The organism is Mesorhizobium sp. BR1-1-13, from assembly GCF_020165515.1.
Taxonomy (GTDB): Bacteria; Pseudomonadota; Alphaproteobacteria; order Rhizobiales; family Rhizobiaceae; genus Mesorhizobium.
On sequence record NZ_JAIUIH010000003.1, the window covers coordinates 270,268 to 287,946 of the forward strand.

16 protein-coding genes and 1 tRNA gene are annotated in these 17,679 nt (G+C 63.5%); 10 read left to right on the forward strand and 7 right to left on the reverse strand.

All coding sequences use genetic code 11. The annotated features are described in order from the left end of the window. Nucleotides 1–32 precede the first annotated feature (32 nt). Nucleotides 33–1,091 (reverse strand): glycerophosphodiester phosphodiesterase family protein, encoded by a 1,059-nt coding sequence (locus LB533_RS08960; RefSeq protein ID WP_224677033.1) that lies wholly within the window; start codon nt 1,089–1,091, stop codon nt 33–35. Nucleotides 1,092–1,186: 95 nt separating this feature from the next. Continuing rightward, nucleotides 1,187–2,395, reverse strand: coding sequence for an acyltransferase family protein (locus LB533_RS08965; RefSeq protein WP_224677034.1), 1,209 nt, complete (start codon nt 2,393–2,395; stop codon nt 1,187–1,189). A 123-nt stretch (nt 2,396–2,518) separates the two neighbouring features. On the opposite strand from LB533_RS08965, the gene speB reads away from it, so the two are divergent. From speB to LB533_RS08980, 3 genes are read left to right on the forward strand one after another with little or no spacing between them, the layout of a single operon-like run. Beyond that, nucleotides 2,519–3,526, forward strand: coding sequence for an agmatinase (gene speB / locus LB533_RS08970; protein ID WP_224677035.1), 1,008 nt, complete (start codon nt 2,519–2,521; stop codon nt 3,524–3,526). Between the two features lie 29 nt (nt 3,527–3,555). Next, on the forward strand, nt 3,556–4,482 hold the full coding sequence (argC, locus tag LB533_RS08975) for an N-acetyl-gamma-glutamyl-phosphate reductase (RefSeq protein ID WP_224677036.1): 927 nt from the start codon (nt 3,556–3,558) through the stop codon (nt 4,480–4,482). Continuing rightward, complete coding sequence (locus tag LB533_RS08980; RefSeq protein ID WP_224677152.1) at nt 4,479–5,321, forward strand: aminoglycoside phosphotransferase family protein; 843 nt, start codon at nt 4,479–4,481, stop codon at nt 5,319–5,321. Before argC ends, LB533_RS08980 begins: the two co-directional genes overlap by 4 nt. An 82-nt stretch (nt 5,322–5,403) precedes the next feature. Here the strand turns inward: LB533_RS08980 and LB533_RS08985 are convergent, their stop codons facing one another. After that, nucleotides 5,404–6,492 (reverse strand): COX15/CtaA family protein, encoded by a 1,089-nt coding sequence (locus LB533_RS08985; RefSeq protein WP_140637824.1) that lies wholly within the window; start codon nt 6,490–6,492, stop codon nt 5,404–5,406. Between the two features lie 182 nt (nt 6,493–6,674). On the opposite strand from LB533_RS08985, the gene LB533_RS08990 reads away from it, so the two are divergent. After that, nucleotides 6,675–6,890, forward strand: a complete 216-nt coding sequence (locus tag LB533_RS08990; RefSeq protein ID WP_140522178.1) for a DUF2842 domain-containing protein — start codon at nt 6,675–6,677, stop codon at nt 6,888–6,890. A 17-nt stretch (nt 6,891–6,907) separates the two neighbouring features. On the opposite strand, the gene LB533_RS08995 is transcribed toward LB533_RS08990, so the two are convergent. Continuing rightward, nucleotides 6,908–7,966: a polysaccharide deacetylase family protein gene (locus tag LB533_RS08995; protein WP_224677037.1), complete on the reverse strand. Its 1,059-nt coding sequence runs from the start codon at nt 7,964–7,966 to the stop codon at nt 6,908–6,910. Between the two features lie 88 nt (nt 7,967–8,054). On the opposite strand from LB533_RS08995, the gene LB533_RS09000 reads away from it, so the two are divergent. Continuing rightward, nucleotides 8,055–9,281, forward strand: coding sequence for a GNAT family N-acetyltransferase (locus tag LB533_RS09000; RefSeq protein WP_224677038.1), 1,227 nt, complete (start codon nt 8,055–8,057; stop codon nt 9,279–9,281). Between the two features lie 40 nt (nt 9,282–9,321). Here the strand turns inward: LB533_RS09000 and LB533_RS09005 are convergent, their stop codons facing one another. After that, nucleotides 9,322–11,571 carry a GumC family protein gene (locus LB533_RS09005; RefSeq protein WP_224677039.1) on the reverse strand — a complete coding sequence of 750 codons (2,250 nt, stop codon included), beginning with the start codon at nt 11,569–11,571 and terminating at the stop codon, nt 9,322–9,324. A 254-nt stretch (nt 11,572–11,825) separates the two neighbouring features. Between LB533_RS09005 and LB533_RS09010 the strand changes: the two genes are divergently transcribed. The 5 genes from LB533_RS09010 to LB533_RS09030 all read left to right on the forward strand — a co-directional run bounded on the left by LB533_RS09010 (nt 11,826) and on the right by LB533_RS09030 (nt 16,557). Continuing rightward, nucleotides 11,826–12,389, forward strand: a complete 564-nt coding sequence (locus LB533_RS09010; RefSeq protein WP_140493982.1) for a polysaccharide biosynthesis/export family protein — start codon at nt 11,826–11,828, stop codon at nt 12,387–12,389. A 9-nt stretch (nt 12,390–12,398) separates the two neighbouring features. Then, nucleotides 12,399–13,529 carry a glycosyltransferase family 4 protein gene (locus LB533_RS09015; protein ID WP_224677040.1) on the forward strand — a complete coding sequence of 377 codons (1,131 nt, stop codon included), beginning with the start codon at nt 12,399–12,401 and terminating at the stop codon, nt 13,527–13,529. 93 nt (nt 13,530–13,622) lie between these two features. Beyond that, nucleotides 13,623–15,158 carry an undecaprenyl-phosphate glucose phosphotransferase gene (locus LB533_RS09020; protein WP_224677041.1) on the forward strand — a complete coding sequence of 512 codons (1,536 nt, stop codon included), beginning with the start codon at nt 13,623–13,625 and terminating at the stop codon, nt 15,156–15,158. Further along, complete coding sequence (locus LB533_RS09025) at nt 15,155–16,444, forward strand: O-antigen ligase family protein (RefSeq protein WP_224677042.1); 1,290 nt, start codon at nt 15,155–15,157, stop codon at nt 16,442–16,444. Before LB533_RS09020 ends, LB533_RS09025 begins: the two co-directional genes overlap by 4 nt. A gap of 36 nt (nt 16,445–16,480) precedes the next feature. Then, nucleotides 16,481–16,557 (forward strand) — tRNA-Pro (locus tag LB533_RS09030). Between the two features lie 46 nt (nt 16,558–16,603). Here the strand turns inward: LB533_RS09030 and LB533_RS09035 are convergent. Then, entirely contained in the window at nt 16,604–17,065 is a 462-nt protein-coding gene (locus LB533_RS09035; protein WP_224677043.1) for a YbaK/EbsC family protein, read from the reverse strand. Between the two features lie 153 nt (nt 17,066–17,218). Next, nucleotides 17,219–17,503 carry a helix-turn-helix domain-containing protein gene (locus LB533_RS09040; RefSeq protein ID WP_224677044.1) on the reverse strand — a complete coding sequence of 95 codons (285 nt, stop codon included), beginning with the start codon at nt 17,501–17,503 and terminating at the stop codon, nt 17,219–17,221. Nucleotides 17,504–17,679: the final 176 nt, after the last annotated feature.

Here is a 17,679-nt window from a genome sequence, read left to right on the forward strand (position 1 = left end):
CCAGAAAGGGGGAGATCGGCAGCTTCAGCCGCCTAATTAATACTTGCCGTGCTCGCCGGCTCGGCCGGTCGGCCCTCGTCCGCATAGGGCACGCGAAAACCGTTCGCGGCGAGCCAGCCTATCGCCGCTTTTGGCTCATCGGTCTGGATGATGGTGGCGCCGCGATCGGCCCAGAAGCCCCAAGCTTCGCGCGGCAGGCTGGCCTGAACCGCCAGTTCATCGCCGCGGCCGCCGGCAAGGAAGCCGCCCGGTTTGTTGACGATGGCATAGGTGTCGGCCCAGATGTGCCAGTCGCCCCTCACCGCGGCCGCGCGCATGCGCGTGCTGAACAGCGGCCCGCCAGTCTCGGTCAATGTCTCCGCGCCGGCGCGCCAGTTGATCAGCTCGATCGCGCGCGGCGCAAAAGCATGGTCGACCGTCGCGGCGAAACCGGCGTCATGCACTGCGTCGTCGGCGATGATCGGCATAAACTGGAAGCCGCCGCCGACCGCTTCCATGGCAGCCTTCACCGTAGCGATCCTGGTCTGGTTCCACAGGTTCTCCTTGACGATGACCTGGTCGGCCATGCCGAGATCTCGCGCCACCGCGACCATACCCGACAGGTCCCCAACCTCGAGCTTGTTGTCGAGATTGATGAGGATCTTGTCCCGGGTCGCCAGCAGCATCTCGCGCAGCGTCGAGACTGTCTCGTCGGTGACGGCGCCCGTGCCTTCGATCACCAGCCGGCAACTCTTCAGTTCGGCCAGCGTGTATTTAACCACCTCACCCTTGCAGGTCGTGGTGCGATCAAGCCAGCTGTCATGCATGACGACAAACTCGCCGTCCTTCGAGCGCCGGATGTCGACCTCGACGATCTCGGCGCCGATCGCGATCGAGCCTTCGACGGCGGCGAGCGAATTTTCCGCATAGAGCGTCTTGCCGGCCTGCATGCTGCCGGCGCGATGCGCGGCCACCATGACGTGGTCGCGCCAATGGTTGGCATGTTCGAAGCGGTCGAGGATCTGCCTGGCGCGGGTTTCGCCCGCCATTGACTGGCTGGCGGAAGCCGCCAGCGTGACGGAAAGCAGAAGGCTCGGCCAGAAGGTCCGCATCGAGAATCGCTCCATTCCGGATCGAACCGGGAATAGGCGATGCCCGTGACATCTGGGTGAACGAAGCCGGCTGGCGGTTGCCGCGATATGTCGCCTCAGATGCGTTTCGACAGTCGGCGGGACCAGGCCATCGCAGGCATTTCGACGCAACGCCAGGTGATCCAGGAGACAGCTATCGTGGCAATAAGCATGACGAGGATCGCAACGTCCCCCGCCCAGCCGGAGCCGAAGCCGGTCGCCGGTTCTCCGCGCAAGACGATGTCGCCGACAAGACCGAGGCCGAGCTTGCGCTCGACCAGGCCGGCGACGTTGATCATGCGCGCCTGGACGAAGATGTGGACCATGTAGATCGAGTAGGACAGCGCGCCGAGCGTCAGCATGAGTGGGGTTCTCAGAAAGACGCTGATCCAGCCGCCCTCATGAGCAAAGAGAAACAATGCCAGTGCAAACACCAGCGGTGCTGCGATCCCGGCATCATTGTCGCCCGCCAGCGCGACGAAAAGCACAATGACAGCCGCCATGACGATTTCGGCAAGGGTCCAGCTCAGCAGCGGGCCGGTCCGGGCAAGCGCCTGTCGCGCGCCTGCAATGGAATCATGCTGGAACCAGGCAAGCAAGGCGCCGAGCGAGAAGCCGTACAGGCAGCGTATGAAGCCGAAATCGAAGGACACATCCATATGGTGGGTCGAGAAGCCAAGCAGGAACAGCGGCGCGGTGATGGCGGCGGCGACAAACCACACCCAGGCGCGTGCGCCGGCGGTGAAGACCACTCCCGCGAACAACAGATAGGCGAAGAACTCCGCCGAAATGCTCCAGCTTGGCGCATTCCAGGTCAATTGGTCCTCGAAACCGACCCCCTGGAGCAGCAGCAGATTGCTGAGCAGGCTCTCGAGGCTGAAGCCGCCGGTGAAGGGAGCGGCACCGGCGCCATGCACCTGCGGCAGCATCAGCCGCAGCAGCTCGAATCCGGCAAAAGCGGCGAGCATGAGAAAGTGCAGCGGATAGATGCGGCCGAAGCGCACCAGCGCAAAGCGTGCGACCTCCCGCGGCTGGTTCAGCCGCCAGCCATAGGAGCTGGCGATGACGAAACCGGAGAGAACGAAGAAGAAGTCGACGAACAGATAGGACGAACCGACAAAGGCGCTTTGCGAGATCGTCGAAGCGGTCGGGAAGTGGAACAGCGCCACCAGCAGGGCGCAGATGCCGCGCCACGAATCGAGAACCAGGAACCGCTCACCCGCCACCGTGCCGGCCTGGATCGACACCGCGCCACGGGGAGAATCAAGAAACGCGGTCTGTGTCATGATGATACAATCCTGTCTCGCGGCGGCACCGCGGCCGCGCCGTTTCGTTTCCCCAAGCTGTGACTGGCATGTTGCGTGCCGGTTCTGTAGTTGTTGCACCCCGATGAAAACCAAGGATCCGTAATGGCGAACAAGAACATCGACCATGCCTTCACCGCCCGCTCAAAGACGGGCGCCTCGTTCGAGCCGACCTATGCCGGCGCGCTGTCGTTCATGCGACGCAGATATACGAAGGACGTGAAAGGCGCGGACGCTGTGGTTTGGGGCATCCCTTTCGATGCCGCCGTCACCAATCGGCCCGGCGCGCGTTTTGGGCCGCAGGCGATCCGCCGCGCCTCGGCAATCCTCGACAACGATCCGCAATATCCCTTTTCGCGCGATCTGTTCGAGCACCTTGCGGTGGTCGACTATGGCGATTGTCTGCTTGATACCGGCAACCACCAGAAGACGCCGGGGACGATCGAACGCGAGGCGGCCAAGATCCTGAAGTCAGGTGCTTTCCTGCTGTCGCTGGGCGGCGACCATTTCGTCACCTGGCCGCTGCTCAGGGCACATGCCGCAATCCATGGCCCGCTCGCTCTGGTGCAGTTCGATGCGCACCAGGATACCTGGGAGGATGACGGCAAACGCATCGACCACGGATCCTTCGTCGGCCGCGCGGTCAAGGAAGGCATTATCGATCCCGACCGCTCGATCCAGATTGGCATCCGCACCCACGCGCCCGACACATTCGGCATCAAGATCCTCTACGGTCATGAGATCGAGGAGATGCGTGCATCCGACATCGCCTACGCCATCGTCGACAGGACGGGCGGCAAGAAGACCTATCTCACCTTTGATATCGACTGCCTTGATCCTGCCTATGCACCCGGCACCGGCACGCCGGTCGCCGGCGGGCCGTCCTCTGCAAAGATCCTGTCGACGCTGCGCCAGCTCAACCAGATCGATATTGTCGGGGCCGACGTCGTGGAGGTTGCGCCGGCCTACGATCACGCCGATATAACGGCGATTGCCGGCTCGATGATCGCCATGCAGTATCTCGGCCTGCTGGCCGAGCGGAAAGCACGGCTCGAAGAGCTGAACAACGGCAGCCACAACGGCGCCGCCGTGAATCAAGGCAACGGCATATAGTTTTCGATATCAGGGAATTTGATCAGCCAATGAAACCGAAAATCTTCATCGACGGCGAGCACGGCACCACCGGCCTCCAGATCCGGGCGCTGCTTGCCGAGCGCGGCGACCTGGAGATCATTTCAATTCCCGCCGAGCGCCGCAAGGAAACGGCGGCGCGAGCCGAATTCCTCAATGCCGCCGACGTTGCGATCCTGTGCCTGCCGGACGATGCGGCGAAGGAGAGCGTGTCGCTGATCTCCAACGAGACCACCAGGGTCATCGATGCCTCGACCGCGCATCGCGTCGCGCAAGGCTGGGAATATGGCTTTGCCGAGATGGACAAGGAGCAGGCGAAGAAGATCGGGGCGGCAAAACGCGTCGCCAATCCCGGCTGCTGGCCGCAGGGACCGATCGCGACGCTGCGGCCGCTGGTCGTCGCCGGCCTGCTGCCTGCGGATTTCCCGGTCACCGTCAACGGCATCTCGGGTTATTCGGGCGGCGGCCGCCCGATGATCGAGGACTATGTCGCCAAGGGCCAGGATGCCCCTGAATTTCTGCCCTACGGGCTCACCCTCCAGCACAAGCACGTGCCGGAGCTCAGGGCCTATGCGAAGCTGTCGCACGATCCGATCATGCAGCCAGGGGTGGGCAATTTCGCGCAAGGCATGATCACGGTGGTGCCGCTGCAGCTCGGTGGCCTCGACCATGTGCCGACCGGTGCGGAACTCCATGCAGCCATCGCCGACCATTTCGCCGCCATCAAGGGCGGCGTGGTCGAAGTGGCGCCCTATGCGCATCTGGAACGCATTCCGGAGATTGATCCCGAAATCTACAATGGCACCAACCGCATGAAACTCTACGTCTTTGCCAATGACAAGCGCGCGCAGGCCCTGCTGCTCGCCGTCTACGACAATCTCGGCAAAGGGGCATCGGGGGCTGCCGTGCAGAACATGGACCTGATGCTCGGCCTCTGATGGGGGCACCGGCATTTCCGGACCGCTGGAAGGTCAGCGCGCCCGAGCTCATCGCCGAGACGTTTTCGAGCCGCATCTGGAAGGTGCGGCGCGAGGACGGGTCGCCGGCGATCGTCAAGGCGCTGAAGCCCTTCGATGACGTCGCAGACGAGTTGCGCGGCGAGCATTTCCTTGCCTGGCGGCGCGGCGAAGGCGCCGTGCGGCTGCTGGGCCGCGACGGGCACTCCATGCTGCTCGAATATGCCGGGGAGACCATGCTGTCGCATGTTCTTGCCGAGCAGGGAGATTTGGCCGCCACAGAAATCGCGGCGGAGGTGATGGCAAAGCTGTTTTCGCCATCGGATCACCCCGCCCCGGCCGACCTGCAGCCGCTTCGGGAACGGTTTTCCAGCCTGTTCAAGAAAGCGGAGACCGACCGTGTCGATGGCCGGAACAGCCTTTATGTCGAAGCGGCGGAAATCGCCGACCGGCTGCTGAGTGGTCCGCATGATGTCAGGCCGCTGCATGGCGACCTCCATCACGACAACATCATGCACGGAGCACGCGGCTGGCTGGCGTTAGACCCGAAGGGCGTTCTCGGCGACCCCGGATTCGATGCCGCGAACATGTTCTACAATCCCCTTGATCGCGACGACCTTTGTCTCGATCCCCAACGGATTGCCGGGATGGCCGAAGTCTTTGCGCGAACGCTGGGCCAGACGCCGGCGGCAATACTGGACCACGCCATCGCCTATGGCTGCCTGTCGGCCTCGTGGCACCATGAGGACGACAACGCGGTCGAGGAGAACCGCGAACTGTCGGTCGCAGCAGCGATCCGAACGGTACGGCTCGGCTTCTGATCCGTGCCGCCTTGCGTCAGGCGGAATTCGACGGCGACAAGACGATGGCGCAGTCGAACGTTCTGGATGCGACCGGCGAAACTCAGCGTCCGACGGCGATCTCGTGGGGCAAGGGATAGGCGCCCTTGGTCCCGCGCCAATGCGCGGCGGCGAACCCCAGCACGATCAACGCGAATCCCTGGTGGATCAGCGCCATGTGCAGCGGCACATGCATCAATAGCGTGCCGATGCCAATGGAGGCCTGCGCCAGCACCAGGGCAAACAACAGCGTCGCGCGACGAGCATGCGTTGAGCCGGGCAGACGGCGACGCGTGGCGATCATGTGCCACAGGGCGACGACGAACACCGTGTAGGCGCCGATCCGATGCACGAACTGCACCGTCTTGGGGCTTTCGAAGAAATTGCGCCATGCCGGCTCCAGGATCAGCAGATCGCCGGGGATGATCTTTCCGTCCATCAGTGGCCAGGTGTTGTAGCTCAGGCCGGCGTCGAGCCCGGCGACCAGACCGCCGAGATAGATCTGGATCAGCGCCAGAAGCACTATGAAACCAGCCATTTTCTGGGTCGAGCGATCGGCCGCTGGCTCCGAATGCGGCGCCAGGCCACGCGCGACGACCATGGTCGCCGTGAAGATCAGGGCGGCAAGCGTCAGATGGGTGGCGAGCCGATACTGGCTGACCGAGACGCGGTCGACCAGACCCGAGGCAACCATCCACCAGCCGATGGCGCCCTGCAGACCGCCGAGAAGCAGGATGCCGACCAGCTTCGGCCCCAGTCCGCGCTCGATGCGGCGCGCCGCCCAGAAGAACAGCAGCGGCAAGGCAAAGACCAGACCGACGCTGCGCGCCAGGAGACGATGCGCCCACTCCCACCAGAAGATCGACTTGAATGCCTCGATGCTCATGCCCTTGTTGAGCTCGGCATATTGCGGGATCTGCTGATAGCGCTGGAATTCCTCTTGCCATTCGGCGTCGTTGAGCGGCGGAATGACGCCGTGGATCGGCTGCCACTCGGTGATCGACAGGCCGGACTCGGTGAGCCTTGTGGCGCCGCCGACCAGCACCAGCGCGAACAGCACCAGAAGCACGACGTAAAGCCAGCCACGCACCAGCGCGCGGTTGTGCAGATCGCGGTCACGCGCCTCGTAAGGCGCGGCAGTGATGGCGGCCATGGATTTATCCCGGCAGGTTGAAGTCGCGGATTGGTGGACCATCGCATTCCCGCATGCAAGACCGGGCGGCGCGGCACGCCGTCGCGCCGCGTCTGCCGGGTTGCGCAGCTTCGCGTCAGGTTCTATGCGAAGCCGACACATTGAGCTGGGCCGCACCTTTACCCAGCTCCAGGAGGCCAACCATGCCCGTGCGCCTGAAAAAGCTGATCGGAATGTTCCTGCTGGTGGCGCTTGTCATCATCTATGCGCTGGTCGCATCGATCTTCGCGGTCGCCCGATTGTCCGAGGCGGGTCCGTGGACGCATTTCCTATTCTTCCTGCTGAGCGGCCTGCTCTGGGTGCTGCCGGCGATGGGCATCATCAAATGGCTGATGCTGGAGCCCCGACCCAAGCGCTGAACCGTGGCCGGCCGGCGTCAGATGGTGACCACCATCTTACCGGCGTTGGCGAGCGGCGTCGTCACGCCCGACAGCATGGTGCGGATGTGGGCGAGGTTCTGGTAGCGGCCGTTCACCGAGATGCGCGGCAATGCTTGCAGGAAGCCGGCGTGTTCGGCGCGCAGCACGCCATGACGTGTGGTCACGGCCGAAGTATAGCCGGCATCGCGGACAAAGCCCACTTCGCGGCAGCCGACGGCGCTGGCATAGCCGTAGGGATAGGCGAAATGGCGCGGCTCCTCGCCCAGCTCGGCTCGCAGGATGGACTTCACCCCGACGATTTCGTGCCGCGCATCGGCTTCTGAAAGCCGTTTCAGATTGCTGTGGTTGATCGTATGGGCGCCGATCGTCACCAGCGGATGCGCTGCGATCGCGCGGATCTCCGACCAGGTCATCAGCGTGTCTACGCGCGGCCGGCCGGCATCGACGCCGTTCGCATGCGCCAGTTCGCGCAGCACGGCGCGCAGGTCCTCCTCGCGAACCTCGGTGGTGAGATAGGTGTGCAGCCGTGCGATGGCCTGGAGCTTTTTGGCCGGGCTGGCGCAGTCGATCGTCGTTTGCCCGTCGGACGTCGTCAGGGTCAGGCGATCGCCTGCGTTAACGAGATCCTCTACCACGTCCCACCACAGATCCGCGGTGCCGTTGATCAGCCCGGGAGCCACATAGATGGTGATCGGCGCGCCGTGCTTTTCGAGCACCGGCAAAGCCTCGGTCATGTTGTCGCGATAGGCGTCGTCGGCGGTGATGGCGGCGAATTGGCCGCCCTTGCCGCGCGCCGCGATACGCTCCACCGCCTCGTCCATCGAGACGAAAGCGTAGCCATCCGCCTTCAGGCCGGCGATCATGGCGTCGAGGAAGCCGGGCGCAATGTTGAGATGACGGTTGACGCTGTCGGGCTTTTCGGGCTTTGCCGTAACGCGGTGCAGCATGAGGATGGCGCCAATACCGCCGACCAGCGGTTTGGCCAGCGGTGCGAGGCCGGTATAGCGGGCGACGTTGAGCGCCAGCTTTCGGATTGCCTCCCCGCCGTCGATCATTCCTTCACCTTTTGCGCCTAGGCTGAACCAAGCACGGATACGCCTGAGCGCCCCCAAATCGGCAGCAATACGCCCTAAGGATTGAGGTATGGTTGACGCGGCCGCGTCATTTGACGGCAATCGCCTGGCGGCAACCGAAGCCTCGCCCAGTGTGCCGCCGATAGAGCCGGCTGGGCTGACGGTTTCCACCGCTTCCGCCGATGGGTTCGCGGCCTATGCCGCGTTCTGCCGCTCCGCCGTGTTCGCGCCGGCGCAAAGCGCGGTTTGGATCCGCAACTGGGCCGCGCAGGTCGAGCCGGACACGGTCGTGGCGATGCTGAATTGCGAAGGCAGGCCGGTTTTCGCCCTCGCGCTGGAGGTCGTCAGCCATGGGCCATTCCGGGTTGCACGCTTCATGGGCGGCCGCCATGCCAATGGCAATTTCGTCGCCACCGACCCGCAATGGCTTGCCAGAGCGGATAGCGCAGCCCTCCGCATGATTCTGGCGGCCATCGCCAGGGACCGTCCCGACATTGATCTGATCGCTCTCGAGCGCCTCTTGCCCGATCTCGATGGCGTGGCCAACCCACTTGCCTCGTTCGATCATTTCGACAGCCCAAACCTGTCGCTTGCCGTCGACCTCGCCGGCGGTTTCGACGCACTGCTTTCCCGCGCGAGCGGCAAGCGCAAACGCAAAAAGCACCGTTCGCAAACGCGCAAGTTCGAGGCCGTCGGCAGCCATCGCCGCATCGAGGCGCGGACGGCGGACGAGGTCGCCCGGCTGCTGGACGCCTTTTTCGAGATGAAGGAATCCCGCTTCCGCAGGATGGGCATCGCCAATGTTTTCGGCGACGACCAGGTGCGCGCCTTCTTCCGCGCGTTGTTCACCGGCGCGCTTGCCGAGGACAACCCGTCCTTCGTGCTGCACGGGCTCGAGGTTGCCGGCAAGCTTCGCGCCGTGACCGGATCGAGCCGCGCGGGCAAACGCCTGATCTGCGAGTTTGGCGCGATCGCAGAGGATGACCTCGCCCACACCAGCCCAGGTGACTTCCTGTTCTTCGGCAATATCCAGGAAGCCTGCGAGGCGGGGTTCGACGTCTATGATTTCTCCGTCGGCGACGAGCCCTACAAGCGCTTGTGGTGCGATATCGAAACGCAGCATTTCGAGGTGCTGGTTCCGCTGACGGCGAAAGGCCGTGCATTGGCACTGATGCTGCGGCAAAGCGCAAGGCTGAAAGCCGTCGTCAAGAACAGCCCGATGATCTGGAAGCTGACCAAGCTTCTGCGCCGCAAGGCCGCTGGCCAGGCGCCGGCACCCACCGAAGACGGTAGCTAACCCCTTCCAACGTGATGACCACAAGCGCCGCTCAACGGACTCAAGCCGCCGAGCGCCTTCCCGGCACCGGGGTGCCCGGCGGTTCGTGGCCGAGCGGGGTCACCAGCGTCAACTCCGGATAGCCATTCTCGATCAGCTTGACGGCGGCCTGCGTCACCTCATCATCCGGCTCCAGCATGGAGAGGAACACCTCGGTCGCTTCGCCACCCAGGCGGCTGATGCCTTGGGCATCGGCGGGCCCGCATTCGACCACCACCAGGTCATAGGCGGTGGTCAGCGATTGCATGATGATCGGTAAGCGGTCGGCGGCGCGCATGGCGCGAACCGGATCGGCGGTGCCGACGGGAATGACATGGCAGTCGGAATAGAGGTCGGGGTGGATGACCTCGCTGAACTGCGCCTGCGACGCGAGCAGATTGGTGATGCCCGGGAACAGCCCGCTGTCGAGCATTGGTCGCGAGGCGGCGCCGGAAGCCGTGAGGTCGAGCAGCAGCACGCGCAGGCCAGCGTCGGAGACCTCGCGCGCCACCAGGATCGCGGACGCGGCCGCCTCGTCACCTTCCGGTGACACGAAGATGGCGCGCGCGGCGCCGCTTGCGATCAGCTTTTCCGCCGCTTTTTCAACGTCGATCTCGCCCAGCACCGAACGCGGCCTGGTTTTGGCGACCGGGGCGGCCTCGGCGACAGGGGCGGTTTCGGCGACCGGGGCGCCGGCGGCGGGTTCGACCTCTGTGGCAGGGCCCGCCGGCGAGGGCAGATCCGGTTCCGCCATCATCTCCGGTTCTGCCGCTTTCTCGGCGTAGTGCTTAGGCGCGAGCTCTGGAATGATCGTCGGTTCCCTGGCCGCGACCGGCATCGCCACCTCGTCGATCGGCTCGAAGCGAGCGCCGCTAGCCGGGCGCATGGCACGGCCGGAAAAGAGTTCGCGCAGCAGCGTGATCACCGACATGAGCAAAAGCGAGGCGGCAAAAGCAGCACCGACGATCGGCCCGATCTTGGGGAAGTAGGCCTCGGAAGGCACCACGGCCTTCGAGATGACACGTGCGTCGACCGGCACGTAGTTGCGATCCTGGCGCGAAGCCGCCTCGCGGTAGTTGGTCAGGTAAAGTTCGAGCTGCTGGCGCTTGGCGGCAGCGTCACGCTGCAGCGCATCGAGACCAACCTGCTGTTCGCCCGCCGCGGCGGAAGCCGCCTTCAGCGTGTTGACGTCGGCGACGAGCTGGCTCTCCCGTGCCTTGGCGGCATCGGCCTGCATGGCCAGGCCCTTCATCACCTTCTGAGCTTCGCTGCGGATCTGCGCGTCGAGATCGGCCAGCTGTGATTTTGCCGCACGAATGCGCGGATGATTGTCGAGCAGCGTCGTCGACAGGTCGGCGATGTTGGCGCGCAGCTCGACCTGCCGTTCGCGCAAGCGCTGGATGAGATCGGACGACAGCACTTCGGGCAGCGAATCCAGCGAGCCGCCATTCTGCAGTGCCTTGCGCATGCTGTCGGCGGTGCCTTCGGCGGCGGCGCGGTTGGCCCGCACCCGCGATAATTCGGTCGATAGTTCGGCCAGTTGTTGAGTGGCGAGCACAGAATTGTTGCCGCCCACCAAAAGGTCAGACTGGGCGCGATAGGCGGCGACCTTGGCCTCGGCATCCCTGACCTGCTTCTGCAGATCGGCGATCTCGGGAGCCAGGAAGTCCGCGGCGGCTGTGTTGGATTCGAGCTTGGCCGCACCCTGCCCGGCAATATAGGCGGCGGCAATGGCATCCGGGATAGCAGCCGCGAGCTTGGGATCTTCCGAGGAGAACTCGATGGCGATGATACGCGTCTTTTCGACGCCATAGACGTTGAGCTTCTCGCGCATCTTCTTCAGGACGCGCTCGTCGACCGGGATATCCATGGGATCATTCTTCAACCCCACCAGGATCAGCAGGCGGTTGAGAGGCGACATATCGACAGTCTCATCGAATTCGTGCAGTCGCGACAGATCAAGCTTCTGCGCCACCCGCTTGAGGATTTCGTTGGACGAAATGATCTGGACTTGGGTGGCGACGCCTTGCTCATCGAGGATCGGCTTGTCGCTGTCATTGCTGCCGGCTGGGCGCGTGTAGACGGATTCACGCGTATCGATCTGAACCTGCGTCTGGGCCTTGTAGTGCTTGGTTGCCAGCGAAGCGAGCGCAAACGCCAACCCGGTGACCACCAGGGAGACGACCAATATTCGCAGCCAGTTCCTCGCCAAGCTTGCGAAGAGCCGGCTGAGATCGACGTCAACGTCTGCGGCCGTGGGCTGAACGGACATGCATCCTACTCCGATACGGATCGGCATGCACCGTAAACAACTATGGTAACTCAGCCGTTAAGATCACAGCAAGCTTCCGTTAGCACTTACTGACAGGCGCCAAGCAAAACCGTCAAAGTTGTAAAACTCCTGTCGATCGGTGCCGTATCGGTCGCGCCCTTTACCGGCCATTAACCCTAACAGGACGATAACGGACGCGCTCTCAGATGTTTGCTGCGACGCCGCAGCGGCCAGTCGAAGGTATGTGTCCTGTCATGAAAAGCACTGCTTCCCTTTTTCGCGCGCTGCTTGCCGTGTCGATGCTTGCTGGCTGCTCCAGCTACCGGCCGACGCCGGCCGCCTTCCACGAGGTGCTCGATCAACCCTATCGCCTGGGCGCCGGCGACCGCGTCCGCGTCACGGTGTTCGAGCAGGACGGGCTGACCAACACCTATAGTGTCGACCAGTCCGGCTATCTCTCCTTCCCGCTGGTCGGTGCCGTGCCGGCGCGCGGCCACACCGCCCAGCAGATGGAAAAGGAAATCGCCGACAAACTGCGCCAAGGCTATCTGCGCGACCCTGACGTTTCCGTCGAGATCGACCGCTACAGGCCTATCTTCGTCATGGGCGAAGTGGGCGCCGCCGGCCAGTATTCCTATGTGCCCGGCCTCACCGTTCAGAAAGCCGTCGCGATTGCCGGCGGCTTCACGCCGCGCGCCAACCAGGAAAGCGTCGACATCACCCGAGATATCAACGGCAAGGTGATGACGGGCCGGGTCGTCACGTCAGACCCGCTGCTGCCCGGAGATACCGTCTATGTGCGCGAACGTCTGTTCTGACGAACACACGTGGCGGACAAGCTCAGGATCGTCCATTGCTTTCGTTCACCTGTCGGCGGGATCTTTCGGCATGTGCGCGACCTCGCGGAAGCTCAGGTCGCCGCCGGCCATTCGGTCGGCATCGTGTGCGATTCGACCACAGGCGGGGAATTCGAGGAGCGCCTGTTCGATCGGATGAAGGCCATGCTGGCGCTCGGCATCCATCGCACGCCGATGCAGCGCCATGTCGGACTGGGCGATCTCGCCTCGGCCTGGCGCACTTACGGGATCATCAAGGAATTGCGGCCGGACGTGCTGCACGGGCACGGCGCCAAGGGTGGCGCCTATGCCCGTCTGTTCGGCTCATTGTTGCGGGTATCAAGGTCTCGCGTAGCCCGCCTTTATTCGCCGCATGGCGGTTCTCTCCACTACGACGAGAGCACGTTCACGGGAAAGCTGTTCTTCGCGCTCGAGCGATCCATGGCTCACTTCACCGACTGTCTGCTGTTCGTCTCGGACTATGAGCGACGCACCTATCGCAGGAAGGTCGGCGAGGCGCCCATTCCGAACGCGCTGGTCTACAATGGCCTGCGCGCGGCCGAGTTCGACCCTGTTCCTGAGAAGCCCGGAATGGTGGACCTGCTCTACATCGGCATGATGCGTGACCTGAAGGGACCCGACATCTTCATCGACGCGCTGGCCCTTGCCGGGACACGGCTCGGACGCCCGCTGGGCGCGGTCATGGTGGGCGACGGCGACAACCTGCCTCGCTACCGCGCGCAAGTGAAGCGGCTAGGGCTCGACGGCAACGTGCGTTTCCTGCCGCCGATGCCTGCCAGGGATGCCTTTGCGCTGGCCGCACTGGTCGTCGTCCCCTCGCGCGCCGAAGCCTTGCCCTATGTCGTGCTGGAGACGCTGGCGGCGGGAAAACCGATGATCGCCACGGCCGTCGGCGGCATACCGGAGATTTTCGGCGCCGAATCCCCTGCCCTGATCAGGCCTGATCCGTTGCAGCTTGCCGACAAGATGGCCGAAGCGCTGGTCGATCCCGCCGCGTATCGAAAACTGATGCCCGATCGCGCCGATCTGGAGGCACGCTTCGGCGCCGATGTCATGGCCGCCGAGATCGAGAAGGCGTATTTCGCGGCGCTGGCCAAATAAACCACCGGCCCAAGCCCTTCCAAAGCCACGCGTTGTTTCAAGGGTTTCTTAGCTCTCTTTTGCTATTGCCTGGGGGAAGCTTGCGGAAACCCCATGAACGAGATCGATCCCGTGCACCGCTTTTCGGCAGAGGCTGTGCGCAAACTCGACACCCCGACTGATGGCGGCATGCCGGGCGGCATGAATGATGTCGCCCGTCAGGTCGCCTCGCAATACCGGCGCGATACGATGTCGCCCATCATGGTCAGCGGCGTCCTGCGGATGGTCGAGTTCGCAGTGCTGTTTCTTGCCGGGCTCGGCGTCTATTTCTACTTTGTCGGCTTCTTCAACTATTTCGCCTGGCAATATCCGCTGACGATCGCCGCCGCGTCGTTCCTTGCAGTGGTGCTGCTCGACGTCACCGATTGCTACCAGATCGTCTCGCTCATGCGGCCGATCGCCAATTTTGGACGTTTGCTGCTGGTCTGGGCCGGCACGTTCGCCCTCATGGCGCTGACGGCATTCGTGATGAAGATATCTGAAAACTATTCACGATTGCTGTTCGGCACCTGGTTCGCCGTCGGTTTCATTCTGATCTTCGGCCTGCGGCTGGTGATGTCGAAGCTGATCCGGCGCTGGGCGCGCGACGGCCACATGGAGCGGCGCGCCGTCATCGTCGGCGGCGGCAAGGCAGCGGAGATCCTGATCCGCTCGGTCGAGAGGCAGCCCTACAACGACATCCGCATCTGCGGCATCTTCGACGATCGCAGCGACAAACGCTCGCCGCCTATCGTCGCCGGCTATCCCAAGCTCGGCACAATCTCGGAGCTGATCGAATTCGCCCGCATCGCCCGCATCGACATGCTGATCGTGTCGCTGCCGCTGACCGCCGAATCGCGCGTGCTGCAATTGCTGAAGAAGCTGTGGGTGCTGCCGGTCGATATCCGGCTGTCGGCGCATTCCAACGCGCTGCAGTTTCGTCCGCGCGCCTATTCCTACATCGGCTCCGTGCCGATGCTCGACATCTTCGACAAGCCGATCAACGACTGGGATTCGGTGGCCAAGCGCGCCTTCGACATCGTTTTCAGCCTGATCGGCATCGTCGTGTTCTCACCGGTGATGCTGGCGACCGCTATCGCCATCAAGCTCGACAGCAAGGGACCGGTGCTGTTTCGCCAGAAGCGGCATGGTTTCAACAATGAGGTGATCGAAGTCTACAAATTCCGCTCGATGTATGCCGACCGGTCGGACCCGACCGCCAAGCAGACGGTCACCAAGAACGACCCGCGCGTCACCCGCGTCGGCCGCTTCATCCGCAAGACCTCGATCGACGAGCTGCCGCAGTTCTTCAATTCGCTGCTGGGTTCGCTGTCGCTGGTCGGCCCGCGGCCGCACGCGATTGCCGCGCAATCGCACAACCTGCTCTACAACGAAGTGGTCGACGGCTATTTCGCGCGCCACAAGGTCAAGCCCGGCGTCACCGGCTGGGCGCAGATCAATGGCTGGCGCGGCGAGATGGACACCAACGAGAAGATCCGCATGCGGACGGAATACGACCTCTACTATATCGAGAACTGGTCGATGCTGTTCGACCTGCGGATCCTGTTCCTGACGCCGATCCGGCTGCTCAACACGGAAAACGCCTATTGAGCGCGGTCACCCATGACCTGCCGCGTGCGGCGGTCAATGCCAAGCTGATCGCACTGATTTCCTCGGGCGCGGTCGCGCTCGGCATCCTGCTTTCCGGCTTCGTCATCAGCGAGCCGGCTCCTTACGAAATCTACATGGCCGGCCTGATCGCCATCTGGGCGCTCTTCGGTTTGAGGATTTCGCGCGCGGCCGCGCCGCTGCTGGTGCTTCTGGTGACGATGAATATCGGCGGCATGATCGCCATGACGCAGATGTCGGACCTCGCCAACACGCCGCTCTACCTTGCAGTGTCGCTGTTTCTCGCCTTCAGCGCGGTGTTCTTCGCATCCGTCACCGCCACGCAGCCGAGCCTCTACCGGCTGATCTTCATCGCCTATGTCGTATCCGCGGTGATGACGTCGCTGCTCGGCATAGCGGGCTATTTCCATGCCTTCCCAGGCGCGGAGATGTTCACCAAATACGACCGCGCCGCGGGCGCCTTCCAGGACCCGAACGTGTTCGGGCCATTCCTGGTTCTGCCCGGCATCTATCTGCTTTATCTGCTGCTGACCGGGCCGGTCTCGCGCATGCCGCTGCTGGCGGTACCGCTGCTCATCATCACATCCGGCATCTTCTTCTCCTTCTCGCGCGGCGCCTGGGGCATGTTTGCCGTCTCAGCCGTCCTGCTCACCGGCTGCCTGTTCCTGCAGAGCAACAGCGGCATGTTCCGGCTGCGCGTGGTGGTGATGACCATCGCGGCACTGTCGCTGCTGACGATCGCCATGATCGTCATCCTGCAGCTGCCCGGCGTGGCGGAGATGTTCTCCAACCGTGCCCATCTCGAACAGAGCTACGACACCGCCCGCCTCGGCCGGTTCGCCCGCTATGCAATCGGCTTCCAGATGGCGATGGAGCATCCGTTCGGCATCGGGCCTCTGGTGTTCGGCACCATCTTCGGCGAGGACACCCACGACATCTGGCTGAAGATGCTGATGGATTATGGCTGGCTCGGCTTCGTATCGTTCCTGACGCTCGTCATCTGGACGGTATGTGCCGGATTCCGCATCCTGCTGCGCGACCGGCCGTGGCAGCCCTATCTCCTGTGCGCCTATGTCGCCTTCATCGGCAATGTCGGGCTCGGCACCTTCATAGACATCGACCATTGGCGCCACGTCTATCTACTGCTCGGATTGGTCTGGGGCGCGATCGCGCTGGAACACCGCCATCAGCGGCAGTTACGGATGGCGATGCCGGATTCAACAGCCATCCCATCCACACGGGCGCGACAAGCGCCGAATTTCGGTTGACCCGAGCGGGGTTATCACGATACATCGCGACCGGTCCGGAGTGTAGCGCAGCCCGGTAGCGCACTTGACTGGGGGTCAAGGGGTCGTCGGTTCGAATCCGGCCACTCCGACCATTTTTCACAAGGACTTACCCCCAAAGTCCGTCTTATCGATTGCCATCTACCCTTGGCAGACATCGACCCATTCAGCGTCGGTGAGATCAGCCATGCGTTGCGGCGCGATACGCACCGCCGCGTTGGTGGCGCCGGCGGCGGGCACGACCTCTTCGAAACCGCGCAGCGACACGTCGCAATAGACCGGCAGCGGCGCCGGCAGGCCGAACGGGCAGACACCGCCGACCGGATGGCTGGTTGCCTCGACAACCTCAGCGGCCTCCAGCATGCGCGGCTTACTGCCGAACCGATCCTTGAACTTGCGATTGTCCAGCCTGGCGGTGCCGCTGGTCACCACCAGCATGGTGCGTGCGCCGACGCGAAGGCAGATCGTCTTTGCGATCTGCGCCGGCAACACGCCGTGCGCCTGCGCAGCCAATGCCACGGTCGCCGAACTCGCGTCAGTCACGATCACCTCGATGTCAGGCGCCTTGCTGGCGAAAAAGGCACGAACGGATTCCAGGCTCATCGAACCCCCATGGAGCGGCATGATGAAATCGGCAAGCTAGGCCGGCGCGTCCACAAACACGCGCCAAGGGCAAGCAGGCAAGCCTTCAGTCACGGCAAACAGAAAACCCGCCAAGGTCCCCGGCGGGTTTTCGAACATGCCTGGCACTGGCCCTCACAGCGCGGGGCGGTCTTGCGCTGCCCGCGCCTGCGCGGCCGTGCCGAGCAGCGCCTCCTGAGGAAGCCGAAGCGCCGACGCAATACGGCGCAGCTTCGACGGATCGGCCGTCCTGCCGTTCTCGATATCCTCGATTTCGTCGACCGCCAGACCGGTTGTCAGGGAAAGCTCCTCGACACTGTATCCCTTGGTTTCCCGAATCGTTCTGAGGGCGCTCTGGCCTTGCCCGGCTTCGCTGGCAACCAGTTCCGGGAGGGGTTCGCGCTTTGCACTGTATGGCATTGGCAACTCCGTTGGCTGAAAGAGTTTGATGAAAATGGTGTTGCCTGAGACGGCGAGAACATGCCCGCTTGCGGGTGATTTGCCAAGTCACAAACTGGCCGTCACAGCATCGTGAACCGGGATGTGCGCACGTCGCTCGCAGCCTTTCTCGATCAAGTTCTTTTGAACGCCTGATC